We start from the raw sequence: 25,137 nt of genomic DNA, 5'->3' as shown, positions 1-25,137 counted from the left end.
GAGCCGGCCGTTGCCGGTCATTCGATGGGTGGTTCGCCCGGGTCGAGTTCGATGAGGTCGCCCTCGGCGAGCAGTTCCTCGATCGACGCGGGCAGCAGGTAGGCCGCGCCGCCACCGGGCTGGTTGAACCACGGGATCGCGACGCCGGCGAGCGCCTCGATGGGCCGCTGCACGCGGTACACGTGGTATGGCCTGCTGACCCACTCGGGCACGAGCGAGCGCTCCTCGAACGGCGTGCCCGCGGCGTACGTCAGGTTGCCGTCGGGGTTGCCGAAGCGGTCGAGTTCACTGCCGGCGGGCAGTTCGCGCATTTCCTTGCCGCGGAACAGGGTCAGCGGGGGTTCGCCGGGCAGCGGCTGGACGGGCCACTGCCCGCCGTTCTGCGCGGCGGCAGGCCGTGCCTCGCGGCGCGGCTGCTGCGGCGCCGGCTCGCGACGCGCGGGAGGCGGCACCGGGGCGGCCACCATGGTGGGCGGCGCCTCGACGACGGTCTCCTCCAGCCCCGCGTCCCCGGGGGACGGGCGCGGAGCCTCCTCGGCACGCCCTTCACGGAACCCCGGATGCGGCTCCCGCCCCGCGGCCGGCTGCTCCTCCCCGCGGAAGCCGGGCTGTTCCTCGCGGAAGTCCGGTTCGTCCCCGCGGTTCCGGAACCCGGGCGGCTGTTCCTCGCCGTGCGGGGTTTGGAAGCCGGGGCGTGCGGGGTCTTCGGTGTGGGGGGTTTGGAAGCCGGGGCGTCCCGGGTCTTCGCCGTGAGGGCTTTGGAAGCCGGGGCGTGCCGGGTCCTCGGCGTGAGGGCCCTGGAACGCGGAGCGTGCGGGTTCTTCGGCGTGAGGGCTTTGGAACCCTGGGCGTCCCGGGTCCTCACCCCGGCTGCCCTGGAAGCCCGCGGGTTGCTCGTCGGGATGTCCTTCGCGGAAGCCAGGTGGCTCCTCGCCGCGGCCGTTCCGGAATCCCGGCGGCTGTTCTTGGCCGCGGGCGCCCTGGAAGCCCGGTTCCCCGCGGCCGCCCTGGAAGGCGGCGGGCGGTTGCTCCTCGCCGCGGCCCTCGCGGAAGCCCGGGTGGGGGTGCTCGTCGCCGCGGGCGCCCTGGAATGCCGCGTGTTCTTCGCGAGCGCCCTGGAAAGCGGCGTGTTCCTCGCCTCGTCCGCCCTGGAACGCGGCGTGCTGTTCCTCGCCGCGGAAGCCCGGGTGTGGCGGCTCCTCGGCGGCACCCTGGAAGCCGGGGGCGGCCTGGTCCTCGCGGGCGCCCTGGAAGCCGGGGGCGGCCTGCTCCTCACCGCGGAAACCCGCGTGGGCGGCGGCGTGCTCCTCACGCTGCCCGAGGCGACCGGCAGGCGACGGCTCCTCCGCACGGTTGCCACGGAAAGCGGGGATTTCCCGGCCTGGGAGCGGCTGTTCCTCGTTCCGCCCGTTCCGGAACGGGGCGGGCTGCTCCTCACCCCGGAAGCCCGACGACGGCTGCTCCTCGCGCCGGCCGCCCTGCGTTCCGGGGCGCCCTGCCTGCTCTTCGCCGCGGTTCTCGCGGAAGCCTGGCTCCTCGCCGCGGCCGCCACGGAAGCCCGGAGGTGCCTGCTCCTCGCCGCGGCCCTCGCGGAAGCCCGGCTCCTCGCCGCGGTTCTCACGGAACCCTGGCTCCTCACCGCGCCCGCTGCGGAAGCCCGGGGGCGGCTGCTCTTCGCCCCGCTCATCGCGGAAGCCCGGAGGTGCCTGCTGCTCGCCCCGCTCATCGCGGAAGCCTGTGGGGGCCTGGCCCTCACGGAAGCCGGGGCGCGCGTCGCCGCCGCGGAAGTCTGGCTGGGGGTCCCGGCCCTCGGCGGCCGACCTGGCATCGTCCGGACGGAAGGCTGGGTGGGCGCCACCGGCCGCGGGAGTCTCGCCCCGCCCATCGCGGAACGCGGGCTGCTGCTCGGGCCCGCGCGAGCCTGGCTGCGCCTCGGCGCCACGGAAGCCGGGCTGCGCCTCCGTCCCGCGCAGGTCGGGCTGCTCGGCTCCGTGCAAGCCCGTCTGCGGTTCGGACGCCTGCGCCTCGACTCCACGGAAGCCCGCTTGCGCCCCAGGCACGCCCGGCGCTTCGGACCCGCGCGAGCCTGCCTGCGCCTCGGGCGCATGGGAGCCTGCCTCGGCACCTCGCGAACCTGCCTGCGACTCGGCTCCATGCAAGCCGGACTGCTCGGATCCGCGCAAGCCCAGCTGCTCGGATCCACGGAAGCCCGCCTGCTCAGACCCCCGCAAGCCCGCCTGCTCGGACCCAGGCGGGCCTACCTGCGGCTCGCGCCCGCGCAAGCCCGCCTGCTCGGACCCATGCGCGCCTGCCTGCGGCTCGCGCCCACGCAATCCCGCCTGCGCCGAGGCCCCGTGCAAGCCCGGCGCCTCGGCTCCACGCGAGCCAGCCTCGTGCCCGCGCCCCTCGGCCCCACGTGGGCCTGCCTGCGGCTCGCCTCGGCGGAAGCCGCCTGCGGCATCCAGGGCCGCGGCGCCGAACTCCGCCGCTCCTTCCTGCGGGGGCGCGTGGAAGGCGGTCGCCTCGGGGCCGGTCCGGAAACCACCGGCAGCCGCGCCCTCCTGGACCGGGGCGTGAAGAGCAGTCGCCTCGGGGTTGGCGGCCTCGAAATCAGGCCCCTCCGCCGGGACCTCCTCGGCGGACACGGCCGACACAGCCGACCCAGCCGCGGCCTCCCGCGGCTCCGGGCCACCCTCGGCCGCCTCGCCGAAACCGCGACGCGAAGCCCGCGCGCGGTCCGCGCTCGGGCCGCCGTTGACGGGGGCCGTGTCATCCGGCTGGGGCGGCGGCGCCGGCGCTAACACCACTTCCTGCCCACGCCGGTCGAGCAGCAGCTTGCCCAGCATGAACGCCGCCGCGTCCTCGGCGTCACCGAAGACGGCGGGGTTCTTCAACTCCCCGTCGTACCAGCCGACGCGCCAGCCGGACTCCACCTGCTCGATGCTCCAGCCGCGCTCGGCGGGCTCACCCAGCCGGTACGCCGACTCGGGCACACCCAGCTCCCGCAACCGGCTCCGCAACGTCTCCAGCGCGGGCTCCGGCTTCTCGTCCACGACGGGCGGCTGCACCATCGTGGGCGGCCCGTCGTCCAGCTTCGGCGCCGGGGCGAACGTCGTGGCGGGCTGCGCCTCCTGCTCCGGCACCGGCGGCCGGGGCGCGCGCGGCGGGGGAGGCGGCGGCTGGTTGCCGCGGGTCAGGTGGGCCGCGGCCGCCTGCCGGGTCTGCTCGGGCACGTCGCCCAGCCGGAACCCGGCCTGCTGGATGTGCGCGACCAGCTCGCCCTCCGGGGCGATGCCGTACTCCTGCAGGTAGTAGTTGACCGCGGCGGGCCAGATCCACGTGCCGTCCGTGTGGAACGCCACCGGCACCTTCGGGGTGGGCGGCGACGCGAGCCGGTCGAGGTCGAGGCCGCGTTCGGACAGCACCACCGGCGCCGTGCTCAGGTACTCGTACAGCCGGTCCAGCTCGTCGGCGTCCAGCTCCGGGCGGTTGAGCACCGGGCGGCCGTCGGGGCCCTGGCCGTCGAAGATGCGGGCGATGCGGAACCGCGGCCCCGGCTGCTCCGGGCCGAGGCCGGACATCCGCCGCATCAGCCACTCCGGCACGTTCTCCTCGGAACGCGGGAACATGCGCAGCTCGTCGGCGTACGCCTGCGGGGGCGGCTGGAGGTCCCAGTGCGGCTCGTCGCGGTCGTACTCCAGGTTGTAGCTCGATGGGTGGTCAAGCTGGTAGCGGGCGTTGAACCAGGTGCCGCGACCCTCGCGGTACATACCGGCGCGCAGGCGCCCGAACAGCGTCGCGATGTCGTGGGTCGCCATCCACTCGCCGACGCTGCCGTCCTCCGAGACGACCTCCCCGGTCAGCTCGTGGTACCGGCCCACCGCCCGGTAGTGCGCCGTCACGCGGCGCCAGTCGCGTGGGGCCGCCCGGAGCAGGGCCAGTCCGATCTGCTTGACCAGAGTGTCCTGCTCGGTCGCGTTCAGCTGCGTCGTCGGTTGAGCCACCAGCTCATTTTGACGGGTGGGCTGGACGAATGCACACCACCCGCACCATTACCTCGGTTGACCTGTATTTATACCTCCACCGAGGTACGCAGCGTCTGACCGGAGCTACTCGGAGTGTCCTCTGCCAGAATGGGGGCCGTGACGGCGAAGGTTCTCGACGGCAAAGCGACCAAGGACGCCATCTACGCGGAACTCAAGCCGCGGGTGGCCGCACTGGCCGAGCAGGGCGTCACGCCCGGCCTCGGCACGGTGCTCGTCGGGGACGACCCCGGCTCGCACTCGTACGTGAAGATGAAGCACGCGGACAGCGCCAAGGTGGGGGTCAACTCCATCCGGCGTGACCTGCCCGGCGACATCACCCAGGAAAAGCTGGAAGCCGTCATCGACGAGCTGAACGCCGACCCGGCCTGCCACGGGTACATCGTGCAGCTGCCGCTGCCCAAGCACCTCGACACCGGCCGGATCCTGGAGCGCATCGACCCGGCGAAGGACGCCGACGGCCTGGCCCCGGTCAGCCTCGGCAGGCTCGTGCTCAACCAGCCCGGCCCGCTGCCGTGCACGCCGTACGGCATCGTGGAGCTGTTGCGCCGCTACGAAATCCCGATCGCGGGCGCGAACGTCACCGTGGTCGGCCGCGGGATCACCGTCGGCCGCGCGCTGGGCCTGCTGCTGACGCGCCGCAGCGAGAACGCGACCGTGACGCTGTGCCACACGGGCACGCGTGACCTGGCGGCCGAGGTGCGGCGCGCGGACATCGTCGTCGCCGCGGCCGGGGTGCCGGGGATCATCACGCCGGACATGGTCAAGCCCGGTGCCGCAGTGCTCGACGTCGGTGTTTCGCACGTCGACGGCAAGCTGACCGGGGACGTGGCGCCCGGGGTCGAGGAGGTCGCCGGCTGGGTTTCGCCGAACCCCGGCGGGGTCGGGCCGATGACCAGGGCGATGCTCGTGACCAACGTCGTGGAGGCGGCCGAGCGTGTCGTTGCCTCGCGGTAGCCGCCGTCCCGCCCTGCTGGAGCAGGTGCCGTTCGCCATCGTGCTCGCGCTGGTGGCGGTCGCCGCGGTGCGCATCCTGCAGTACCACTGGCGGCAGGGCGCCGTCATCGTCGGCGGCGCCCTGCTCGTGGCGGCGGTGTTCCGCGCGGTGCTGCCGAGCGTCCGCGCCGGGCTGCTCGCGGTCCGCGGCCGCCCGGTGGACGTCCTCAGCTACGCCGGGCTCGGCGTGCTGTTGCTGTTCCTGGCGTTCACCATCAGCAACGGCCCGTTCGGCGGCTGAACGCTCAGGCCGCGACCGGTTCCGGTGCCGTGGCCTGCTTCCGGTCGAGCGTGCCCGACACGGCGGCGATGGACAGGCCCAGCACCGACAGGATCGCGCCGACCAGGTTGGGCGCGACCAGGCCGAGGCCGCCCGCGATGACCAGGCCGCCGAGGTAGGCGCCGATCGAGTTGGCGATGTTGAACGCCGACTGCACCGCAGCCGAGACCAGCGACGGCGTGCCGCCGGCCTTCTGCATGATCCGCGTCTGCATCATCGGGCCGATCATGAACCCGGTGACGCCGACGGCGAAGATCGTCACCGCCGCGCCGATCTTGCTGTGCGCGGTGAGGGTGAAGATCGCCAGCACGGCGGCCAGCGCGAACAGCGCGACGTACAGGCTCGGCATCAGCGCGCGGTCCGCGAGCCGCCCGCCCAGCAGGTTGCCGATCGTCATGCCGACGCCGGCCAGCGCCAGCAGCAGCGTGACGTTGTGCGGCGAGTAGCCCGCCACGTCGGTGAGCATCGGCGTCACGTAGGACAGCGAGGCGAACACGCCGCCCATGCCGACGGTGACGATGGCCAGCGCGAGCCACACCTGCGGGCGCCGGAACGCGGCGAGTTCGCTGCGCAGCGACGCCTCCGCCGGGCGGCCCTGGTGCGGCACGAGCTTCGCGATCGCGGCGAGCGCGAGCACCCCGATCAACGCGACCACGCCGAAGGTCGCGCGCCAGCCGACCTGCTGGCCGAGCAGGGTGCCCAGCGGCACGCCCACCACGTTGGCCAGCGTCAGGCCGAGGAACATCATCGACACGGCCTTGGCGCGGTCACCGGGCTTGACGAGGCTCGACGCGACCACGGCCCCGGCGCCGAAGAACGCGCCGTGCGGCAGCCCGGCGAGGAAGCGGAACAGGACCCCGAACTCCTGGTTCGGCGACAGCGCGAACAGCAGGTTGCCCAGGGTGAACAGGGCCATCATGGCCAGCAACATGGTCTTGCGCGGCAGCCGGACGGCGACCGCGGTGAGCAGGGGTGCGCCGACGACCACGCCGAGCGCGTACCCCGTGATCAGGTAGCCCGCCGAGGGGATGGAGACCCCGAAGTCGGCGGCCGCCTGCGGGAGCACACCCATCATGACGAACTCGGTGGTGCCGATTCCGAAGGCACCGATGGCCAGCGCGAGTAGCGCGATGGGCACGGTTCTCCTTTCCAGGACTGGAACTGCATCGATACAGACCGGGGACAAGAAATAAGGACAGCCACCGGGCGCGTCGCAGCGCGCGGAACTGTCCCGCACTCAGTCTGAACGGCGTGGGGGCGCGCTGTCATCCCGCCGCCGGGGTGATGCTTCTTACGTGACGCTCAGTCGTGGGCCGGCGTGATTTCGCAGTCGGAGCCGGGGAAGACGAGCCCCTCGTGGCCATCCGCGAAGCGGACGAGGTACGGCGGCCCGCCGTCCTCACCCCGCACCTCGACGATCTCGCCCTGCTGCTCGGCCGCGCCGACCGTCCGGCCGTGCACGAGGATCCGGTCTCCCACGGTTGCGTGCATCGTCGACACCTCCGCGGGAACCAGGATAGTTTCGCGCGCCGGAGGCGTCGAGGGCCTCGCTAGGACTTCGCCGCGGCCTTGGCCGCCTTCTTGAACGCCCTGACCTCGGCGAGCGTCTCGGCGCTGGTGACGTCCGCGATCGACCGCCGGGAGCCCTCCTCGCCGTACGCGCCCGCCGCTTCACGCCAGCCCTCCGGCTGCACGCCGCGCTGCTTTCCCAGCAGGGCGAGGAAGATCCGGGCCTTCTGGTCGCCGTAACCCGGCAACGCCTTGAGGCGCTTGAGGACTTCCTTGCCGTCCGGCTTGCCCGCCTTCCAGATCCGGTCCGCCTTGCCGTCGTAGTGCTCCAGGACGTGGTGCGCCAGAGCGTGGACCCGGCGGGCCATCGAACCCCCGTAGCGGTGGATGGCGGGCGGCTGCACGCACAGCTCCACGAACTCGTCCACCGGGGTCTCGGCGATCTTGGTGATGCTGAACCCGCCCATCCGGTCGGCGATCTTCTTCGGCCCCATGAACGCGTGTTCCATCGGGAACTGCTGGTCCAGGAGGAGCCCGGTGAGGAGGGCGAACGGGTCAGCCGAGAGGAGCTTGTCGGCCTCGGCGTCGCCGGTCAGGCGCAGCGTCTTGGGCATGGGGCATTTTGACACGCGGTCCGCCCGCGAAGCACCAGATGGCGATGACCGGATCGCAGATCGCGCAGCCGAGTGACGAGGTGTGGGCGAACGGCAGGATCGGCGCGCCCTTGAGGTGGTGGACGATGTCGGTCGCCGTGTGCAGCAGCCACGCGATGCCGATGAACGTCCACGAGTCCAGTCCCCGGTAGGCGCAGTAGGTGATCAGGGCCGTGACGGCGATCTCCCACGGGCCCAGCGCGCCGCTGCTGAGGTAGGCGGCACCGGCGCCGCCGACCATGAGCGCGTTGAAACGGCGCCGGGAAACGGGATCGCGGATGAGCGAGTTCAACAAGGCGTACAGGATGCCGATGAGAATCGGGGCAACGATGATCACGGCTGGACGCTATGCCCGGCCGCCGCGCCCCGGAACGGGCTGGATTGCCAGGTTGCGACGGATTTTCGCCAGCTACGGTCGTGGCATGCACACGGTGGCGGTCCTGGCGCTCGAAGACGTGATCCCGTTCGACCTGTCGACCCCGATCGAGGTGTTCAGCCGGACCCGCCTGCCCGGCGGCGGCCCCGCCTACCGCGTGCTGGTGTGCGGCGCGTCGCCGAGCGTCGCGGCCGGCGCGTTCACCTTGCAACCGGGCCACGGCCTGGAGGCGCTCGCCGAGGCGGACACGATCATCCTGCCGGGCACCGCCAATCCGGCCAGACCCGTGCCCGACGACGTCCTCGACGCCCTGCGGCAGGCCGCGGCGCGGGGCAGCCGGATCGCCTCGATCTGTTCGGGTGCCTTCATCCTCGCCGCCACAGGCCTCCTCGACGGGCTGCGCGCGACGACGCACTGGTTCGCCGCAGGCGTTTTCGCGCAGCGGTATCCGGCCGTCGACCTCGACCCGGACGTGCTCTACGTCGACAACGGCCAGTTCCTCACGTCGGCGGGTGCCGCGGCGGGGCTGGACCTGTGCCTGCACCTCATCCGCCGGGACCACGGTTCCGCCGTCGCTGCCGAGGCCGCGCGGCTGTCCGTGATGCCGCTGGAACGCGAGGGTGGGCAGGCGCAGTTCATCGTCCACGACCAGCCGCCGGTGCCCCGCGGCTCGGTGCTGGAACCACTGTTGCGGTGGCTGGAGGACAACGCGGAGCGAGACCTCGCGCTCGAAGACATGGCGGCACACGCGGGGATGAGCACGCGCACCCTCAACCGCCGCTTCCGGGAACAGACCGGCACGACGCCGGTGCAGTGGCTGCACCGGATCCGCGTCCGCCGCGCTCAGCACCTGCTCGAAACCACCGACGACCCGGTCGACCGCATCGCGGGCGCGGTCGGTTTCGGTTCGTCCACGGCGTTCCGCGACCGGTTCAAGCGCGTCGTCGGCACCAGCCCGCAGCGCTACCGCGCCGCGTTCCAGGGTTAGGGCGGGTCACCGGCCGCGCCGGCGCTTGATCGTCCGGCGGATCTCCTCCGAGGCCTCGCGGTAGGCCGGAGCGGCGCGGGCGAAGTAGTCGAACAGGATCTCCTGCTGTTCGGCCGGGTACTGGGCGAGCACCTCGGCGATGTGGCGCCGGGCTGGCGTGACGATCCGCTGGATCTCTGCGAGAGCCTCCGGCACCTGCTCGACCACCACCTTGCGGCGGTCCGCGGGGTCGGCCGCGCGGCGGACGTAGCCGGCGCGTTCGAGGCGGTCGATGAGCCGGGTCGTCGCGCCGGTGGTCAGACCCGTGCGAGTGGACAGCTCTCCCGAGGTCAGCGCGCCCTCGAGCGCGAGCAGGCTGAGCGCGTACCACTCCGAGGGGTTCAGGCCCGCGGCCTCCGCGGCGGCCAGTCCGTGCAGGCCGACTCGCTCGGCGACGCGTGGGCTCGTGGCGACGCCGACGCGTATGCCGCCCACTCACCGAAGACGCCACATACGTCACCTTCGTCGGCACGCACTACCAGGGGCGGCGGGACATCGCGAAGAGCCACCGCGCCCTGTTCGCCGGGTTCCTCAAGGGCGCGAAACTCACGTACGAGCTGCTCGACGTGCGCTTCCTCGGCCCGGACGTGGCCGTCCTGACCACCCGTGGGGACAACTACAAGGGTGCGGCTCCGAAGAAGCTGCCGAAGGTCCAGACCTACACCCTCGTGCGCGAGGGGGAGCGGTGGCTCATCGCGGCGTTCCAGAACACCCGGCGCAAGGCGTTGATGGAACGCCTCACGTTCCGGTTCGCGCCGGAGACCAGGCCCACGGCGCGGCGCTGAAACGCTCTCCGGTGCCGCCTACGCCGACGCCAGCGGCGTGAGCGCCTCGGCGAGCGGCTCCAGGATCTCCGGCTTCGCGCGGTGGGGCAGGTTCATGATCACCAGGTCCACGCCGGCCTCGGCGTAGGCCGCGACCTTGTCCACCGCCGGGCCGATGCCCTGCTCGGGGTCGATCACCACGTTCACCGAGCACACGATCTCCGCCGGGTTGCGGCCCACCTCGTCGCAGCGCACCAGCAGGGTTTCCTTGAGCGCGCGCCAGTCGGCGGGGCTCTGCACGATCGCGTTCCACTGCTGCGCCCACAGCGCCACCGCCCGCAGCGTGCGCCGCGGTCCCCGGCCGCCGATCACGATCGGCGGGTGCGGGCGCTGGAAGCCCTTCGGTTCGCAGCGCGCGTCGGTGAGCCGGAAGTAGCGGCCTTCGAACGTCGTGGTCTCCTGGGACAGCAGCCCGATGAGCACCTGCACGCCCTCGTCGAACTGGTCGAACCGCTCGCGCAACGGGGGCAGCTCGATGCCGTAGGCGTCGCACTCCTGCTGGTTCCAGCCCGCGCCGACGCCGAGGTCGAGACGGCCCTCGGAGATCACGTCGATCGTCGCCGCCATGTTCGCCAGCACCGCGGGGTGCCGGTAGATCATGCCCGTGACCTGGCAGCCGAGCCGGATCCGGCGCGTGGCCTGCGCGAGCGCGGCGAGCATCGTCCAGCCCTCGAAGTTGGGGCCGGCGAGGTCGCCGGTGAGCGGGTAGAAGTGGTCCCAGTTCCACGCCGACTCGAACAGCTCGATGTCGTCCGCGGCGATCCAGACGTCCCGCAGTTCCGGCCACGTCGTGTGTTCCGGCCTGGTCTTTATCCCGAAGCGCATGCGGGAAACCTACGCGCACCCGGTGATCCGGGCCACGGTCCGAAACTGCGAGACTGGGCGTTCGTCACCACTTGGGGCGCTGAGCTCGCGCTAGCAGTACGCTTGTACCGCATACCACAGCGCATCGAACTCAAAACGCGAGGATCCGCGAGAGGAGCACCGCTGCTCATGGCCAAGATCAAGGTCGAGGGCACCGTCGTCGAGCTCGACGGCGACGAGATGACCCGCATCATCTGGCAGTTCATCAAGGACAAGCTCATCCATCCGTACCTGGATGTGAACCTGGCTTACTACGACCTGGGCATCGAGGAGCGGGACCGTACCGACGACCAGGTCACCATCGACGCGGCGAACGCCATCAAGCAGCACGGCGTCGGCGTCAAGTGCGCCACCATCACCCCCGACGAGGCCCGCGTCGAGGAGTTCGGCCTGAAGAAGATGTGGCGGAGCCCCAACGGCACCATCCGCAACATCCTCGGCGGCGTCGTCTTCCGCGAGCCGATCATCATCTCCAACATCCCCCGGCTGGTACCCGGCTGGACCAAGCCGATCATCATCGGCCGCCACGCGCACGGTGACCAGTACAAGGCCACCGACTTCAAGGTGCCCGGCCCCGGCACGGTGACCATCACCTACACGCCGGAGGACGGCTCCGAGCCGATGGAGTTCGAGGTCGCGAAGTTCCCCGAGGGCGGCGGGGTCGCCATGGGGATGTACAACTTCCGCAAGTCGATCGAGGACTTCGCCCGCGCCTCGCTGCAGTACGGCCTCGACCGCGGCTTCCCGGTGTACCTCTCGACCAAGAACACGATCCTCAAGGCCTACGACGGCATGTTCAAGGACGTCTTCGCCGAGGTCTTCGAGAACGAGTTCAAGGCCGACTTCGACGCCAAGGGCCTGACCTACGAGCACCGGCTGATCGACGACATGGTCGCCGCGTCGCTGAAGTGGGAGGGCGGCTACGTCTGGGCCACCAAGAACTACGACGGTGACGTCCAGTCCGACACGGTCGCGCAGGGCTTCGGTTCGCTCGGCCTGATGACGTCGGTGCTGCGCACGCCGGACGGCAAGACCGTCGAGGCCGAGGCCGCGCACGGCACGGTGACCCGGCACTACCGCCAGCACCAGCAGGGCAAGCCGACCTCCACGAACCCGATCGCGTCGATCTTCGCGTGGACCCGGGGCCTGGAGCACCGCGGCAAGCTGGACGGCAACTCCGAGCTGATCGGCTTCGCCACGAAGCTGGAGCAGGTCGTCATCGAGACCGTCGAGAGCGGCAAGATGACCAAGGACCTGGCCCTGCTCGTCGGCAAGGACCAGCCGTGGCAGACCACGGAGGAGTTCCTCGCGACCCTCGACGAGAACCTGGCGAAGAAGATCAACCAGGCCTGACGGGGTACCTGAGCAGCGGAACGAGGGCGCGCACCGGTTCGCCGGGCGCGCCCTTGTCGCTGTCCGTGACGGGCCGGTCACGCTCGTTGCGGCCTCCGGGTGGTTTCCGCCGTTCGGCCTGTCGCCGGTCAACTTTGTGTGGCTACCCTTACCCGGAGCGTTTTCGCAGACCGGCGAGGAGTTTCCCGTGATCCTGGGCATCCCGAAGAAACGGGTCCTGATGATCGTGGCCGTGCTGGTGGGCATCGGGCTCATCTACGTGATGGGCGCCGACAAGCGGGCGTCGGAAGGGGCGACCGGCGGCAGCGGCGGCTGCCAGGTCACGGTGACCGCCGACGTGCTCAACGTGCGGGCGGCTCCCGACGTGCACGCCGACATCGTGGCCAAGTTCAACCACGACGCGAAGACCGGCGCCGAGCCCGTGGTGCAGAACGGCTTCCGCAAGCTGGCCGAGAACAAGTGGGCCAAGACCGAGTACCTGCAGCCGGTCGCGGGCACCAACTGCGGCTGACGCTTTTCTGTCGGTGGGGCCCGGTAGCCTGCGGAGCGTGCTGACCATCTCCACCGTGAACGTCAACGGCATGCGTGCCGCCGCCAAGAAGGGCTTCGTCGAGTGGCTCGCCGCCAGCGAGGCCGACGTCGTCGCCTGCCAGGAGGTGCGCGCCGAAGCGAGCCAGCTGCCCGAGGAGGTCGTGGCGCCGATGGGCTGGCACGCGCACCACGCGGCGTGCTCGGTCAAGGGGCGCAACGGCGTCTCGGTGTACACGCGCGTCGAGCCGCTGGAGGTGCGTGTGGGCTTCGGCGAGCCGGAGTTCGAGGAGAGCGGGCGGTACCTGGAGGTGCACCTGCCGGGGCTGGTGGTGGCGAGCCTGTACCTGCCGAGCGGGGACGTCGGCACGCCGCGGCAGGAGGAGAAGGAGCGGTTCATGGCCGCGTTCCTGCCGTACCTGGTCGAGCTGCGCGGGAAGGCGGAGGCGGCCGGCGCCGAGGTCGTCGTGATGGGGGACTGGAACATCGCGCACGCCGAGGTCGACCTGAAGAACTGGCGCACCAACCGGAAGAACTCGGGCTTCCTGCCGGAGGAACGCGAGTGGCTCGGCCGGGTGTACTCCGAGGCGGGGTACGTCGACGTGCAGCGCAAGCTCGACCCGGAGGGCCCCGGCCCGTACACGTGGTGGTCCTACCGCGGCAAGGCGTTCGACAACGACGCGGGCTGGCGGATCGACCTCCAGGTCGTGACGCCGGGGCTCGCCGAGCGGGCGGTGTCGGCGCGGGTCGAACGCGCGGAGAGCTACGAAGCCCGCTGGTCCGACCACGCGCCGCTGACCGTCACCTACGACTGGGAGCCGCCACGGTGAGCTGAGTCCGGGCCCCGGCGCGGTCCTCACCGCCGGGGCCGTGCCCGTCACCCGCCGACGGCCTCGGCGAGGCGCTCGAGGAACGGGTGCTGGCTCTTCAGCAGCTTCTCGCGTGCCTCGGGGAGCCGGAACCAGCCGAAGCGGTCCATCTCGGGGAACTCGCACAGCTTGCCGGAACCCTTGGGCCACTCCATCTCGAACGTGCCCGGCACCACCTGCGCCGGATCGAGGTCGCCTTCCAGCGCCCACACGGTGACGACTTTGCCGCCGGACTGCTTGACCGCGCCGAGGTCGACGAGTTCGCCCTCCGGCACCGGGATGCCCAGCTCCTCGGCGAACTCGCGGCGGGCGGCCGCTTCCGGGGTTTCGTCCGGCTCGTACTCGCCCTTCGGCAGCGACCACCCGCCCGCGTCCTTCCGCGCCCAGAACGGGCCGCCCATGTGTCCCAAGAGGACTTCGAGCTCGCCGTCCGTCTTGCGGTACAACAGGATTCCCGCGCTCTGCTTCGGGCTCACGCCGCGAAGACCCCGTTCAGGAACTCTCGCCACGCCTGCTCGACCCGCTTCTCGTCGGCGCCGTCGGCGAACAGGTGCGCGCCCACGTCCACCGTGCTGCCGAAGTTGTTGCGGCCGAAGATGCGGTACATCGCGTCCGCCGTGCGGAGGCCGATGAAGTACTCGTTCAGGTAGTCCACGACCGCGTCGACCGGTGCGAGGCCGGGCAGTTCGAGCCGGACGGTCTCGTCGGCGCGCGAGACGCCGAGGGACTTCTTCACCGACTCGAGCGCGGTCGGCGTCGAGGACGCGGCGGGGCCGTGCACCTCGGCGTAGGTCGCCTTGCGGCCGGGGAAGTGGCGCAGGTACTGGGCGAGCGTGTGGTGGTAGAAGTCGGTGTGCTTGCTCGCGCCGTCGTACTGGGTGTCCCAGTCGTCGGTGAAGATTCCACTGTGGACGTACCGGAGCGCGGCGGTGCCGCCGTCACGCGCCTCGATGATGTAGTCGAGCGCGTTGAACCAGCCGTCCTCGCCGTCCTGCCGCACGGTGTACCTGTGGGGCGGCTCCCAGTTCTTGACCACCGGGTCGGCCGGGTCGGGCTGCGGGGTCGGGAACAGCCAGCCGGCTGTCCCGGTCGTGACGGCGGCGAAGACCTCTTCCGGCGCGGCCGGCAGCACGACTTCCCGTTCGATCTTGAATTCCTTGCCCATTTCAGTGCTCCTTCCTCTTGAGGCTCGGGTGGAGTGCGACGACCAGGCGGTGCTTCCGGCCACCCGGAGCCGTTTCGTCGTGGTACTTCCCGACGAGCTCCTTGACGGTCTCGCCGAGTTCCTCCGCGAACGCCGCCCTGTCGGCGGCGGTGGCGAAGCGGATTTCGGAGTCGATGGCGTACGTGGCGAGACGCTGGCGGGCCGCCGTCGCGCCGGTGATGAGCTCGCCGAGCTCGCGCACCAGCCGGGCGGCCAGCGCGAGGAGCCAGCGCGCGGACAGCTGGTCGGGCGCGCGGTCCGGGTCGGGTGCCACGTCGGCGAGCGCCGTGGGGGAGATGACGTACGACGCGGCGCTCGCCTGCAGGACGCGCTCCGTGACGTTGCCCTTCCGGCGCTCCTCGACCAGCTCGACGAGGCCGTGCCGCTCCAGCGCCCGCAGGTGGTAGTTGACCTTCTGGCGGGGCAGGCCCACCTGCGCGGCGAGCGTAGTGGCCGACCCCGGCACGGCGAGCGCGGCCAGCAGCTTCCGGCGGATCGGGTCGAGCGTCACCTCCGCGGCGGCGGGGTCTTCGATCACGGCGACTTCGAGCATGGGGCAACGATGACACCGAAAAGAAAAGTTGTCAAGACGGGAGAAGTTGTCGGTGCGAGTGGTGATGCGGGGAGGGGAGAAGGTGCGTTTGGTGGCCGCAGAGGCCACGAGAGGCCCCCGCGCCATCGGACTGGAGCGGAATCGATGCGATGGTCACCGGATCTCGGATTGCATCCCGGGTCGGTTCCGGTCAACGGCCGCTGCTGCCTCGGGCGCCGGCGCGGACGCTGGCGCCACTTCGGCCACCGCACGCCCACCTCGGCCGCCCGCCGATCGTTGATGCCGCCCCGTCGCCGGGTGTCGGCCCGTGGTGCGATCTCCGCCGACGGCTGGCGCCACTTCGGCCACCGGTCATGGGTCCCCAGTGCCGCCTCCTCGCCCGCGCCGCGGGCCTGCCTCCGGTGTCCGGCGGCTCGGCTGTCGAGTCAGTGGGAGTGGGCGCCTCGGACCTGCAGCGTGGACAGGAGTTCCTCCGTCGCCTGGGCGATGGTCGCCACTGCGCGCTCGAACGCTTCCGCGTTGTGGGCGGCCGGGGCGCGGAAGCCCGACACCTTGCGGACGTACTGCAGCGCGGCGGCGTGGACGTCCTCGCTGGTCACCTGCTCGGCGTAGGGCGGGCGCAGGGTTTTGATGCTCCGACACATATCCGGCATTCTGCGCGTGCCGAGCGATGATCGACACACCCCTGTGTTGCGGGCACTCGGATGGGCGCTAGGGTCTGGCCCCGAGTTGAGCGTAGACGGTCGGGCTTGACACGCTCGGTAGTTTTCACGCAGGCAACAACCGCCCATTAGGGTGACGGCGTTTTCAGAACGGCATCTCGCTTCAGGAGGGACACCGGTGCGCAACCGAACCACTCCGGCCAGGCGGCTCATGGTCCTGGCGCTGAGCGCGAGCACGCTCTTCGCGGCCCCGGGCGTGGCGAACGCGGCCGAGGCCCAGCTGAACCCCACCAACGAGATGTCCTTCGGGCTGCTCGGCCCCGTCGGCCTGGCCGCCGTGGTCCTCGGCGTCGTGGGGATGGCGCTCGGCGTCGTCCGCCAGCGGCGCAAGGCCGCGCAGCCGCCCGCCGAACCCACCCCCGCCGAGCCGGACACCACCCGGCCCACGCTCACGCCCTACCGGCGCCCGAGCGTCTGAGCCCTCCCGCGGCTCGCGCGGCTCTCGCTCAGCACCCCACCGGGATCCGAGCGCCTAAACGCTTCCGGCACTCGCCGCTCGGCGCCCCCGCGGCGAGCGCAGCACGGTGACCGCGACCCCCGCTCGGCGCCTTACCGGCGTCCAAGCACCTGCACCTCCGGCGTCCCCGCGAACCGGCGCAACTCCACGCGGCCCACGGCCACGACGGTCCGCGCGGTGACAGCGGCCCACAGGCCGACCAGCAGCACGTACAGCGCCACGCCCGCCACGGTGAACAGCTCCGCCCCGGTCACCTCTGCCAGCGCGCACGTCCCGGTCACGCAGGTCCCGAGCGGGAACGTGAAACTCCACCACGTCAACGAAAACGGCGCCCCCGCCCGCACGACCACCGCGATCGCCAGCACCAGCCACAGCATCGCGAACCCCCACGTCGGCACGCCGTACAGCACGCCCAGCCACCGTCCCGCCGCCCCGAACGGTGCGACCCCGCCGAGGAGGTTCGCCGCGGTGATCGACTGGCCCAACGGCCCCAGCACGATCCACACCGTCGGCGCCAGACCCGGGCCGCCGCGCACCAGCCCCGGGCCATCGGACGCCAGACCCGGACCGCCCGGCGCGACACCCGGACCGCCGCGCGCCAGATCCGGGCCATCCGGCGCCAGGCCGGAACCGCCCGGCGCGAGACCCCGACCGCCCGGCGCCAGCCCCGGACCGCCGCGCGCCAGACCCGAACCACCCGGCGCCAGACCCGGACCGCCGCGCACCAGGCGGTGCCAGATCAGCGGCAGCAGCGCGAGCGTGGCGAACAGGCTCACCCCGAACAACGCGTAGCACCCCAGCACCATCGTCAACCGCGCCTGTCCCGCGGGCAGGTGCGGCACCAGCGCGGCACCCGTCGCGGCCGAGACCATCGGCGGGACGACCGGCATGAGCCAGCCGCCGAACGCCTCACCGTCGACCACGCGACCCGTGATCATCCGGTACGGCAGCCCGACCGCCGTCACGAGGCCCAGCGCGGTCCCCGCCACCCACAGCACCCACGCCACCCCGAGGGCGGCGGGCAGGCCGATCCAGTCCCGCCCCAGCGCGAGCGTGCCCGCGCCGACGGTCAGCAGCGCCATCGGCGGCGCTCCCCAGAAATGCGCCAGAACGGGGTCCCGCAGCTGCGCCAACTGGCCGGACGCGTTGCGGCGCCACTCACCGGCCATCACGGCGCACAGCACCACCAGCCACACCGCCGCGATGGCCCAGACCACCGTCGCCGCGCCGCGCAGTCCCGGGAGGTGCAGGGGCAGGACGGGCACGGCGTTGGCGACGATGCCGGTACCCATGACCGAGGCGAACCAGTTCGGGGTGGTCCCCGCGCGCGGCAGGGGAGAAAACGAGGCCATGCCCACACGTTCGGGGTATATCGACGGAAACGGTAGACACCGCATGCCAATCAGCTCATAGCCTGGACTTATGCCCTTGCCGCCACGTGTCACCGAACTGGCCGGGTTCGACCTGCTCCTCTCGGTGGCCAGGCTGGGCGGGATCGGAGCCGCCGCCCGCGCCCACGGCATCTCCCAGCCCGCCGCCAGCGCCCGGATCCAGCAGCTCGAAGCCCGGATCGGCGTCGCGCTCGTCGAACGCTCGCCCCGGGGTTCCCGGCTGAGCAAGGCGGGTGCGCTGGTCGCGGACTGGGCCCGGCCCGTCGTCGAGGCCGCGGCCGACCTGGAGGCCGGGATTGCGGCGCTGCGTGACGAACGAGACAGCCACCTGCACGTCGCCGCGAGTCTCACCGTGGCCGAGTACCTGCTGCCCAAGTGGCTCGCCGCGCTGCACACGCTCGCCCCGGGGACCGCCGTCGCGCTGACGTCGGGGAACTCCTCGGAGGTCGCGAACCGGGTGCTCGCGGGGGAAGCCGACCTCGGTTTCGTCGAGGGGCCGGACCTGCAGACGGGCCTGCGGGCGGAGACGGTGGCCGTCGACGAGCTGCGGCTCGTGGTGGCGCCCGCCCACCCGTGGGCGAGGCGCGCGCGCCGCATCGGCCCCGACGAACTCGCCGCGACCCCGCTCGTCAGCCGTGAGCGGGGGTCGGGCACGCGGCGGGCACTGGAGCTGGCGCTCGCCCCGCACCGGCTCGCCGACCCGCTGCTCGAGCTGTCCTCGACGACCGCGATCAAGGCCGCCGTGATGGAGGGCATCGCACCCGCGGTACTGGGCGCGCACACCGTCGCCGCCGAGCTGGCCGCCGGCACGCTCGTGGGGCTCGACGTCTCCGGCACCGACCTGCGGCGGGCGCTGCGCGTCATCTGGCCCGCCGGGCAGGCGCTGCGGGGACCGGCCGCGGACCTCGCCGCCATCGCGGCACGCGGGGCCTGAAACAATCGAAGCCGTGTCCAGCGCTGAAAAGACCCCGGCCCGGCTGCGCGTGCTGTCCGGCATCCAGCCGACCGCCGACTCGTTCCACCTCGGCAACTACCTCGGGGCCCTGCAGCAGTGGGTGCTGCTGCAGGACACGCACGAGGCCTACTACATGGTCGTCGACCTGCACGCGATCACCGTGGAGCAGGACCCGAAGGTGCTGCGGCAGCGCACCCGGGTCTCGGCGGCCCAGCTGCTCGCGCTCGGCGTCGACCCGGAGCGCAGCGCGCTGTTCGTGCAGAGCCAGGTGCCCGAGCACGCCCAGCTGTCCTGGGTGCTGGAATGCCTGACCGGTTTCGGCGAGGCCAGCCGGATGACGCAGTTCAAGGACAAGGCCGCGCGGCAGGGCACCGACCACGCGAGCGTCGGCCTGTTCACCTACCCGGTGCTGATGGCCGCGGACATCCTGATCTACCAGGCGGACGCGGTGCCGGTGGGCGAGGACCAGCGCCAGCACCTGGAGCTGACCCGCAACCTGGCGCAGCGGTTCAACCAGCGCTTCGGCAAGGCCCTCACGGTGCCGGAGCCGCACATCGTCAAGGGCACCGCGAAGATCTACGACCTGCAGGACCCGGCGGTGAAGATGAGCAAGTCGGCGTCCTCGCCGAACGGCATCATCGAGCTGCTGGACGAGCCGAAGCGGTCCGCGAAGAAGATCCGCTCCGCGGTCACCGACACCGGCCGGGAGATCGTGTTCGACCCGGAGCAGAAGGCGGGCGTGTCGAACCTGCTGACGATCTATTCGGCGCTCGACGGCCGCACCATTCCCGAACTCGAAGCGGCGTACGCCGGAAAGGGTTACGGGGACCTGAAGAAGGACCTCGCCGAGGTGCTCGTCGAGTTCGTCACCCCGTTCCAGGAGCGGGTAAAGTCCTATTTGGACGATCTGGCCGAACTGGACAAGGTGCTGGCGCGCGGTGCGGAACGGGCGCGGAGCGTGGCGGCGGAGACGCTCGCGCTCGTGTACGACCGCGTCGGTTTCCTGCCGCCGGGAAAGTAAAACGCCCTTTACCCCGAATACACAGCTGATACACAGCGAGGAACCGCCTTTTTCTCAGATCCTCCTCAGCATGACCGGTGAAGCTCTTCGCCGTGCTGGGCAGAATTCAGGGAAAACGGCGGTGGGTGTACGGCACCGCCGCCGTCGTCGTGGTGGCGGCGGCGGGGATCACGGTCTGGGTGGTCACCCGCCCCGATCCCGCGCCCTCGTACCGGCTCGTGGCCGCGAACACGACCACGCTGAAACAGACGGTCTCCTCGTCGGGCACGATCGAACCGGCGCAGCGCAGCGACCTGAACTTCGGCGTGTCCGGGCAGGTGACCGCGGTGAACGTGACCGTGGGCCAGCAGGTCACCGCCGGGCAGGCGCTCGCGACGGTGCAGTCCGCGTCGCTGGCGGCGAGCGTGGCGCAGGCCAAGGCCACCCTGGCCTCGGGCCAGTCGAAACTCTCGTCCGACCAGTCGGGCGGGGCGTCCTCGGCGCAGCTCGCGGCCGACGAGGCGTCGATCACCGCGGCCCAGAACCAGCTCGACAACGCGCAGGCCGCACTGGCGCAGGCGACGCTGACCGCACCCATCGACGGCACCGTCGCCGCGGTGAACCTGACTGTGGGACAACAGGTTTCGGCCGGCGGCTCGGGTAACGGCGGCAGCCCGGCGTCGTCGTCGGGGAGCGGTGCCTCCAGCGGCCAGGCCGGTGGGCAGGGCAGCACGGGTTCGGCCGCTTCTTCCTCGTCCAGTTCCAGCTCTACCGCGCAGATCGTGGTGATCTCGACCGGTTCGTACGTCGTGAACGCGAGCGTCGACGACACCGAGGTCGGCCAGGTCAAGGCGGGTGAGCAGGCCGTGATCACGCCGGACGGCGCGACGCAGCCGGTCTACGGCACGGTCAGCACCGTCGCCGTGATGGCGAGCGGTACCACCTCCGTGCCCAGCTATCCGGTGACCATCAGCGTCACGGGTACACCGGCCGGGCTCATCGCCGGTGCGAACGCCACCGTCGCCATCGTGGTCAAGCAGCTGACCGACGTGCTCGCCGTCCCGGCCGGCGCCGTGCACTACAACGGCGGCCAGGCGACCGTCGACGAGCTGGCCGACGGCAAGCGGACCAGCAAGGCGATCCAGGTCGGGCAGACCTCCGGCGGCATGGTCCAAGTCCTCAGTGGACTGTCCGAAGGGGAGCAGGTCGTGGTCGAGACCGGTGGTGCGGCTCCGCGCTCCGGCGGCACCGGTGGCCGCACCGGCGGTACGGGCGGTTTCGGTGGTACCGGTGGGTTCGGTGGCGCCGGCGGGGGCAACCGGACCGGTGGTTTCGGTGGCAGAGGCGGGTTCGGCGGATGAGCGTTCCCGTCATCGACGTCCGGGACGTGCGCAAGGTCTACTCCACCGGAGTGGTGGAGGTCGAGGCGCTGCGCGGGGTTTCGCTGCGTGTCGAGGAGGGTGAGTACGTCGCGATCATGGGGCCGTCCGGCTCCGGCAAGTCGACGCTCATGCACATCCTCGGCTGTCTCGACCTGCTCAGCACCGGCAGTTACGCGCTCGCCGGTGAGGACGTGAGCGGGCTGTCCGAACTGGACCTCGCCGCGATCCGCAACCGCCGCATCGGTTTCGTGTTCCAGCAGTTCAACCTGCTGCCGGGACTGCCGGCGTGGCGGAACGTGGAACTGCCGCTGTGCTACGCCGGGGTCAAGCGCGCCGAGCGGCGGGCACGAGCGGTCGAGCTGCTGGAGCGCGTCGGGCTCGGCGACCGGATCGACCACCGCCCCAACGAGTTGTCCGGCGGGCAGCAGTCCCGCGTCGCGCTGGCGAGGGCGCTGGTCAACCGGCCGTCGATGGTGCTGGCGGACGAACCCACGGGTGCGCTCGACTCGGCGGCCACCGCGGACGTGCTGTCGGTGTTCCGCGAGCTCAACCAGGTCGGCCACACCATCGTGCTGATCACGCACGAGGAGGAGGTCGCGGCACACGCGAACCGCGTGGTGCGGCTGCGTGACGGGCTCATCGAGTCGGACACCGCGCTCGCGGACACGGGGGTCATCCGGTGAGTTGGCTGGAAACCCTGCGCACGAGCCTCGAAGCGATCCGGTCGCACCGGCTGCGGTCGGGGCTGACGATGCTCGGCATCCTGATCGGCATCGCCGCGGTGATCCTCACCGTCGGCCTCGGCGAGGGTGCGCAGGCGCAGGTCGCCTCGGCGATCAACTCGCTGGGCACGAACCTGCTCGTCGTCTCGCCGGGCAGCAGCACGAGCAGCACCGGGGTGCGCGGCGGCAGCGGTTCGGCCACCACGCTCACAGTGCACGACGCGAACGCGCTCGCCGCGCCCGGGGTGGCACCGGACATCGCGGCGGTCGCGCCCACGACGAGCAAGAGCTCCGAGCTGGCCGCGGGTGCCACGACGTGGACGACCACGGTGGTCGGCGCCACTCCCACATGGCTCGGGGTGCGGGCGCGGACGGTCTCCGAAGGCCGGTTCCTCACCGACGCCGACGAGACGGGTGAAGCGGCCGTCGTGGTGCTCGGGCCGGCCACCGCGGAGGAGCTGTTCGGCACGGCAGGCAACGCCGTCGGCCGGACCGTCACCATCGGCACCACGCCGTTCTCCGTGGTCGGTGTGCTGGCCTCCGCCGGAACGTCGGCGGCGCAGAACCAGGACGACACCGCGCTCGTGCCGATCAGCACGGCCGCCGACCGGCTGATCGGCGGCAGCACGCGCACCTCGGTGCAGGCGATCTACCTGGAGGCGACCACCCCGGACACGCTGTCCGCCGCCTACCAGGAGGCGAACCAGGAACTGCTGGCGCTGCACCACATCACCGACCCGGCCGGCGCGGACTTCACCATCGCGAGCCAGGAGTCGCTGCTGTCCACCGCCAGTTCGGTGAGCCAGACGCTGACGCTGCTGCTCGGCGGGGTCGCCGCGATCTCACTGCTCGTCGGCGGGATCGGGGTCATGAACATCATGCTCGTCTCGGTCACCGAACGGATCCGCGAGATCGGCCTGCGCAAGGCCGTCGGCGCGAGCCCGGTGGTGATCCGCAGGCAGTTCATGGTCGAGGCGTCGGTGCTGGGGCTCGCGGGCGGGCTGCTCGGCGCACTGCTGGGCATCGTCGGCGCGCTGGTCCTGCCGCACCTGATCGCGATCCAGATCGCGATCAGCCCGTCCGCGACCCTCGTCGCGATCCTCACCGCGATCGCGATCGGCCTGGTCTTCGGCGTCTACCCCGCGAGCCGCGCGGCCCGGCTCGCCCCGATCGACGCCCTGCGCAGCGAGTAACGGAGGAAACATGGTGCGACGCGGCTTGCTCACCGTCGCGGGCGGTGCGCTCGCGCTCACCCTCGCGGCCTGTGGTTCGGCGGACAGCGGCACGGCCGCACCGGCCAGTCCCGCGCCGCCGTCCAGTAGCGCGGGAGCGAACCGCGGTCCCGCGGCGTCCGGCACGGTGGCACAGGTCAGCGGGTCGAGCATCGAGATGCAGAACCAGACCGACGGCCAGGTGACCGTGAACTTCTCCGGCAGCACCACGGTCACCGACCGGGTGGCGGCCACACTCGCCGACGTCACGGCCGGTTCGTGTGTCGTGGTGACCGGTACCGGGACGCCGGTGACAGCGAAGACCGTCGAGATCAGCGCGCCGGTCGACGGGGCCTGCGACGGCGGCTTCCGCGGCGCCGGCGGGGGTATGCGCCCGCAGAACGGCACCGCGCGCCCGTCGAGGACGAACAGTCAGGGCAACGGGCAGGGGCGCGGTGCCTTCGGCAAGGTCACCGCGGTCAGCGGCACCGGGTTCACCGTCGAGCAGGACAACCGGCAGACCGGTGCCACCACCTCCGTGCAGGTGACGGTCGACGCCGGCACGACGTACACGAAGTCGGAGGCGGCGAACTCCAGCGCGCTCAAGGTCGGCGAATGCGTCGCGGCGACCGGGAAGGCCGACGAAACCGGTGCCGTGACCGCGCAGACGATCTCGATCAGCCAGGCCGGGCCCAACGGCTGTACGACGGGCTTCGGCGGCAGGCGGGAAACCGGAGGCGGCAATGGCTAGGCGCACCAGGCGGATCGTCACCGTCGCGGGGGTGGTGGTCGTCGTCGCGGGCGGCGCGGTCTTCTGGGCCACGTCGGCGTCCTCCGCGCCGGGCTACCGCACGGCGACGGCCCGACCGGCGACCGTCACGGCGACGCTCGACACGACCGGCACCATCGAGCCGGTCGACAGCGCGACCCTGTCGTTCCCGGTCAGCGGCCAGGTCGCGTCGATCCCGGTGCGGGCCGGACAGCAGGTCACGGCCGGGCAAACGCTTGCGCAGCTGGACACCACGTCGTTGCAGGCCCAGCTCGCGTCCGCGCAGTCCACGCTGGCCACGGCGCGGGCGAAGCTCGCGGCGGACCAGTCCGGGCAGACGACGAGCTCCGCCCGGGTCACCCCCGCGCTGTACGTGGCGGCCTCCCCGTCGTCCGGGCTCAAGGCGCAGCAGGACGCGGTGACCTCGGCGCAGCACCAGGTGGACCTCGACCTGACCGCCGCCTCGGCCGCCGTCGCGGCACAGCAGAAGGCGTGCCGCACGGTCGTCGACGGGACGAAGCCGCAGAGCCAGGACACCGTCGACGCGTGCACGACGGCGATCCAGGAGGCGCAGGACGTCCAGCACACCACCGCGGTCGACGAGCAGAAGCTGGCGGACGCGGAGAAAGCGCTTTCCGACGCGCTCGCGAAGAACGCCACGAGCACCGAACCACGCGCCACCGCCACACCCCAGCCGACGTCGAAGGCACCGTCGTCCTCGGGTGGCAAGTCGGCCACGGGCGGCGGCGGCACGAAGACGAGCACCCCGGCGTCGGCCGAGCAGCTCGCCGCGGACCAGGCCGCGATCGACGCGGCGGACGCCCAGGTCGCGGTGGCGCAGCAGAACCTCGCCGCCGCGACGCTCGTGAGCCCGATCAACGGCACCGTCGGCGAGATCGGCTTCACCCAGGGGCAGCAGGCGTCGTCGTCGGAGCACGTGGTCGTGTTCGGGCCGGGGGAGAACCAGGTCACCACCGCGGTCAGCGACCTGCAGGCCGGGCAGGTCAAGCCGGGGCAGCGGGCGACCGTGACCCCGGACGGCAGCGCGCAGCCGATCACCGGGCAGGTCACGTCGATCGGCCTGCTCGCGTCCACGACCTCGGGCGGCTCGCCCAGTTACCCCGTTACGATCTCGCTGCCGGCGGGCGGGCAGCTGTACCCGGGTGCGACCGCGTCGGTCTCGATCGTCACGAGCACTGCGAACGCGGCCGTCACCGTGCCCACGTCCGCCGTGCACCTGACGGGCGCAAACGCTTTCGTCACCGTGCTTTCCGGCGGGAAGACCGAGACGAGGCGGGTCACCGTGGGCGTGGTGGGGCCATCGGCCACGGAGATCAAGTCCGGTGTCGCGGCGGGTGAGCAGGTCGTGCTGGCGAACCTCGACGAGCCGTTGCCCACGTCGAACACCTCCACGCGCGGGCTCGTCGGCGGGCCGCGGCGAGGCTGAGC

General features: G+C 71.8%; 27 protein-coding genes. 15 read left to right on the top strand and 12 right to left on the bottom strand.

What is annotated here, in order from left to right; translation table 11 throughout:
• Nucleotides 1-17: 17 nt before the first annotated feature.
• On the bottom strand, nt 18-4,004 hold the full coding sequence (locus BMZ92_RS38055; RefSeq protein WP_245782943.1) for a glycohydrolase toxin TNT-related protein: 3,987 nt from the start codon (nt 4,002-4,004) through the stop codon (nt 18-20).
• Nucleotides 4,005-4,142: 138 nt separating this feature from the next.
• Between BMZ92_RS38055 and BMZ92_RS07090 the strand changes: the two genes are divergently transcribed.
• On the top strand, nt 4,143-5,000 hold the full coding sequence (locus BMZ92_RS07090) for a bifunctional methylenetetrahydrofolate dehydrogenase/methenyltetrahydrofolate cyclohydrolase (RefSeq protein ID WP_091505194.1): 858 nt from the start codon (nt 4,143-4,145) through the stop codon (nt 4,998-5,000).
• Nucleotides 4,981-5,280, top strand: coding sequence for a DUF3017 domain-containing protein (locus tag BMZ92_RS07085; RefSeq protein ID WP_091504936.1), 300 nt, complete (start codon nt 4,981-4,983; stop codon nt 5,278-5,280). The genes BMZ92_RS07090 and BMZ92_RS07085 overlap by 20 nt, the downstream gene beginning before the upstream one ends.
• A 4-nt stretch (nt 5,281-5,284) precedes the next feature.
• On the opposite strand, the gene BMZ92_RS07080 is transcribed toward BMZ92_RS07085, so the two are convergent.
• From BMZ92_RS07080 to BMZ92_RS07065, 4 genes are all read right to left on the bottom strand, one after another.
• Nucleotides 5,285-6,457, bottom strand: a complete 1,173-nt coding sequence (locus tag BMZ92_RS07080) for an MFS transporter (RefSeq protein WP_091504935.1) — start codon at nt 6,455-6,457, stop codon at nt 5,285-5,287.
• A gap of 164 nt (nt 6,458-6,621) precedes the next feature.
• Nucleotides 6,622-6,810, bottom strand: coding sequence for a DUF1918 domain-containing protein (locus tag BMZ92_RS07075; protein WP_091504934.1), 189 nt, complete (start codon nt 6,808-6,810; stop codon nt 6,622-6,624).
• Between the two features lie 59 nt (nt 6,811-6,869).
• Entirely contained in the window at nt 6,870-7,442 is a 573-nt protein-coding gene (locus tag BMZ92_RS07070; RefSeq protein ID WP_091504933.1) for an HhH-GPD-type base excision DNA repair protein, read from the bottom strand.
• The gene (locus BMZ92_RS07065) at nt 7,384-7,818 is read right to left on the bottom strand and encodes a DUF6010 family protein (protein WP_245782942.1); all 435 of its coding nucleotides are present in this window, start codon (nt 7,816-7,818) and stop codon (nt 7,384-7,386) included. The genes BMZ92_RS07070 and BMZ92_RS07065 overlap by 59 nt, the downstream gene beginning before the upstream one ends.
• Before the next feature lie 85 nt (nt 7,819-7,903).
• Here BMZ92_RS07065 and BMZ92_RS07060 point away from each other — a divergent pair, with 85 nt between their 5' ends.
• Nucleotides 7,904-8,845 (top strand): GlxA family transcriptional regulator, encoded by a 942-nt coding sequence (locus BMZ92_RS07060; RefSeq protein WP_091504932.1) that lies wholly within the window; start codon nt 7,904-7,906, stop codon nt 8,843-8,845.
• Nucleotides 8,846-8,851: 6 nt separating this feature from the next.
• On the opposite strand, the gene BMZ92_RS07055 is transcribed toward BMZ92_RS07060, so the two are convergent.
• Nucleotides 8,852-9,319, bottom strand: coding sequence for a MarR family winged helix-turn-helix transcriptional regulator (locus BMZ92_RS07055; protein ID WP_091504931.1), 468 nt, complete (start codon nt 9,317-9,319; stop codon nt 8,852-8,854).
• Here BMZ92_RS07055 and BMZ92_RS07050 point away from each other — a divergent pair.
• Nucleotides 9,283-9,669 carry an SgcJ/EcaC family oxidoreductase gene (locus BMZ92_RS07050; protein ID WP_091505193.1) on the top strand — a complete coding sequence of 129 codons (387 nt, stop codon included), beginning with the start codon at nt 9,283-9,285 and terminating at the stop codon, nt 9,667-9,669. The two genes, BMZ92_RS07055 and BMZ92_RS07050, sit on opposite strands and share 37 nt — an antisense overlap.
• An 18-nt stretch (nt 9,670-9,687) precedes the next feature.
• Here the strand turns inward: BMZ92_RS07050 and BMZ92_RS07045 are convergent, their stop codons facing one another.
• Nucleotides 9,688-10,533 (bottom strand): TIGR03560 family F420-dependent LLM class oxidoreductase, encoded by an 846-nt coding sequence (locus BMZ92_RS07045; RefSeq protein WP_091504930.1) that lies wholly within the window; start codon nt 10,531-10,533, stop codon nt 9,688-9,690.
• Nucleotides 10,534-10,701: 168 nt separating this feature from the next.
• Here BMZ92_RS07045 and BMZ92_RS07040 point away from each other — a divergent pair, with 168 nt between their 5' ends.
• The 3 genes from BMZ92_RS07040 (at nt 10,702) to BMZ92_RS07030 (ending at nt 13,283) form a co-directional block, all read left to right on the top strand.
• A complete protein-coding gene (locus BMZ92_RS07040; protein ID WP_091504929.1) occupies nt 10,702-11,925 on the top strand; it encodes an NADP-dependent isocitrate dehydrogenase in 1,224 nt (407 codons plus the stop codon).
• Between the two features lie 187 nt (nt 11,926-12,112).
• Nucleotides 12,113-12,436 (top strand): hypothetical protein, encoded by a 324-nt coding sequence (locus tag BMZ92_RS07035; protein WP_091504928.1) that lies wholly within the window; start codon nt 12,113-12,115, stop codon nt 12,434-12,436.
• Between the two features lie 28 nt (nt 12,437-12,464).
• Entirely contained in the window at nt 12,465-13,283 is an 819-nt protein-coding gene (locus BMZ92_RS07030) for an exodeoxyribonuclease III (RefSeq protein ID WP_091505192.1), read from the top strand.
• A 47-nt stretch (nt 13,284-13,330) separates the two neighbouring features.
• Here BMZ92_RS07030 and BMZ92_RS07025 read toward each other — a convergent pair whose 3' ends face one another.
• From BMZ92_RS07025 to BMZ92_RS07010, 4 genes are all read right to left on the bottom strand, one after another.
• Nucleotides 13,331-13,798 (bottom strand): NUDIX hydrolase, encoded by a 468-nt coding sequence (locus BMZ92_RS07025; protein WP_091504927.1) that lies wholly within the window; start codon nt 13,796-13,798, stop codon nt 13,331-13,333.
• Complete coding sequence (locus BMZ92_RS07020) at nt 13,795-14,487, bottom strand: SRPBCC family protein (protein WP_091504926.1); 693 nt, start codon at nt 14,485-14,487, stop codon at nt 13,795-13,797. Before BMZ92_RS07020 ends, BMZ92_RS07025 begins: the two co-directional genes overlap by 4 nt.
• 1 nt (nt 14,488) lies before the next feature.
• Nucleotides 14,489-15,079, bottom strand: coding sequence for an ArsR/SmtB family transcription factor (locus tag BMZ92_RS07015; protein ID WP_091504925.1), 591 nt, complete (start codon nt 15,077-15,079; stop codon nt 14,489-14,491).
• 425 nt (nt 15,080-15,504) lie between these two features.
• The gene (locus BMZ92_RS07010; RefSeq protein WP_091504924.1) at nt 15,505-15,723 is read right to left on the bottom strand and encodes a DUF2277 domain-containing protein; all 219 of its coding nucleotides are present in this window, start codon (nt 15,721-15,723) and stop codon (nt 15,505-15,507) included.
• Between the two features lie 196 nt (nt 15,724-15,919).
• On the opposite strand from BMZ92_RS07010, the gene BMZ92_RS07005 reads away from it, so the two are divergent.
• A complete protein-coding gene (locus tag BMZ92_RS07005; protein ID WP_425425798.1) occupies nt 15,920-16,219 on the top strand; it encodes a hypothetical protein in 300 nt (99 codons plus the stop codon).
• Between the two features lie 131 nt (nt 16,220-16,350).
• On the opposite strand, the gene BMZ92_RS07000 is transcribed toward BMZ92_RS07005, so the two are convergent.
• Nucleotides 16,351-17,610 carry a TDT family transporter gene (locus tag BMZ92_RS07000; protein WP_091504923.1) on the bottom strand — a complete coding sequence of 420 codons (1,260 nt, stop codon included), beginning with the start codon at nt 17,608-17,610 and terminating at the stop codon, nt 16,351-16,353.
• A gap of 76 nt (nt 17,611-17,686) precedes the next feature.
• Here BMZ92_RS07000 and BMZ92_RS06995 point away from each other — a divergent pair, with 76 nt between their 5' ends.
• From BMZ92_RS06995 to BMZ92_RS06965, 7 genes are all read left to right on the top strand, one after another.
• The gene (locus tag BMZ92_RS06995; RefSeq protein WP_091505190.1) at nt 17,687-18,583 is read left to right on the top strand and encodes a LysR family transcriptional regulator; all 897 of its coding nucleotides are present in this window, start codon (nt 17,687-17,689) and stop codon (nt 18,581-18,583) included.
• A gap of 13 nt (nt 18,584-18,596) precedes the next feature.
• The gene (gene trpS, locus BMZ92_RS06990; protein ID WP_091504922.1) at nt 18,597-19,625 is read left to right on the top strand and encodes a tryptophan--tRNA ligase; all 1,029 of its coding nucleotides are present in this window, start codon (nt 18,597-18,599) and stop codon (nt 19,623-19,625) included.
• Nucleotides 19,626-19,702: 77 nt separating this feature from the next.
• Nucleotides 19,703-20,965, top strand: coding sequence for an efflux RND transporter periplasmic adaptor subunit (locus BMZ92_RS06985; RefSeq protein ID WP_218153414.1), 1,263 nt, complete (start codon nt 19,703-19,705; stop codon nt 20,963-20,965).
• Nucleotides 20,962-21,669 (top strand): ABC transporter ATP-binding protein, encoded by a 708-nt coding sequence (locus BMZ92_RS06980; RefSeq protein ID WP_091504921.1) that lies wholly within the window; start codon nt 20,962-20,964, stop codon nt 21,667-21,669. Before BMZ92_RS06985 ends, BMZ92_RS06980 begins: the two co-directional genes overlap by 4 nt.
• On the top strand, nt 21,666-22,901 hold the full coding sequence (locus tag BMZ92_RS06975) for an ABC transporter permease (protein ID WP_091504920.1): 1,236 nt from the start codon (nt 21,666-21,668) through the stop codon (nt 22,899-22,901). The genes BMZ92_RS06980 and BMZ92_RS06975 overlap by 4 nt, the downstream gene beginning before the upstream one ends.
• A gap of 10 nt (nt 22,902-22,911) precedes the next feature.
• Nucleotides 22,912-23,670, top strand: coding sequence for a DUF5666 domain-containing protein (locus BMZ92_RS06970; RefSeq protein WP_091504919.1), 759 nt, complete (start codon nt 22,912-22,914; stop codon nt 23,668-23,670).
• Entirely contained in the window at nt 23,663-25,135 is a 1,473-nt protein-coding gene (locus BMZ92_RS06965; protein ID WP_091504918.1) for an efflux RND transporter periplasmic adaptor subunit, read from the top strand. Before BMZ92_RS06970 ends, BMZ92_RS06965 begins: the two co-directional genes overlap by 8 nt.
• Nucleotides 25,136-25,137: the final 2 nt, after the last annotated feature.

The organism is Amycolatopsis sacchari, assembly GCF_900114035.1.
Lineage (GTDB): Bacteria > Actinomycetota > Actinomycetes > Mycobacteriales > Pseudonocardiaceae > Amycolatopsis_E > Amycolatopsis_E sacchari.
Note: the sequence above shows the minus strand (reverse complement) of the source record. Positions and strands in the feature narration are given on the sequence as shown.

Bases quoted from the DNA above. Each gene is read 5' to 3' on its own strand.
- BMZ92_RS07000 (WP_091504923.1), bottom strand. From the start codon at position 17,610: ATGGCCTCGTTTTCTCCCCTGCCGCGCGCGGGGACCACCCCGAACTGG.
- BMZ92_RS07070 (WP_091504933.1), bottom strand. From the start codon at position 7,442: ATGCCCAAGACGCTGCGCCTGACCGGCGACGCCGAGGCCGACAAGCTC.
- BMZ92_RS07045 (WP_091504930.1), bottom strand. From the start codon at position 10,533: ATGCGCTTCGGGATAAAGACCAGGCCGGAACACACGACGTGGCCGGAA.
- BMZ92_RS07075 (WP_091504934.1), bottom strand. From the start codon at position 6,810: ATGCACGCAACCGTGGGAGACCGGATCCTCGTGCACGGCCGGACGGTC.
- BMZ92_RS07040 (WP_091504929.1), top strand. From the start codon at position 10,702: ATGGCCAAGATCAAGGTCGAGGGCACCGTCGTCGAGCTCGACGGCGAC.
- BMZ92_RS06970 (WP_091504919.1), top strand. From the start codon at position 22,912: ATGGTGCGACGCGGCTTGCTCACCGTCGCGGGCGGTGCGCTCGCGCTC.
- BMZ92_RS06980 (WP_091504921.1), top strand. From the start codon at position 20,962: ATGAGCGTTCCCGTCATCGACGTCCGGGACGTGCGCAAGGTCTACTCC.
- BMZ92_RS07060 (WP_091504932.1), top strand. From the start codon at position 7,904: ATGCACACGGTGGCGGTCCTGGCGCTCGAAGACGTGATCCCGTTCGAC.
- BMZ92_RS07010 (WP_091504924.1), bottom strand. From the start codon at position 15,723: ATGTGTCGGAGCATCAAAACCCTGCGCCCGCCCTACGCCGAGCAGGTG.
- BMZ92_RS07020 (WP_091504926.1), bottom strand. From the start codon at position 14,487: ATGGGCAAGGAATTCAAGATCGAACGGGAAGTCGTGCTGCCGGCCGCG.
- BMZ92_RS06965 (WP_091504918.1), top strand. From the start codon at position 23,663: ATGGCTAGGCGCACCAGGCGGATCGTCACCGTCGCGGGGGTGGTGGTC.
- BMZ92_RS07015 (WP_091504925.1), bottom strand. From the start codon at position 15,079: ATGCTCGAAGTCGCCGTGATCGAAGACCCCGCCGCCGCGGAGGTGACG.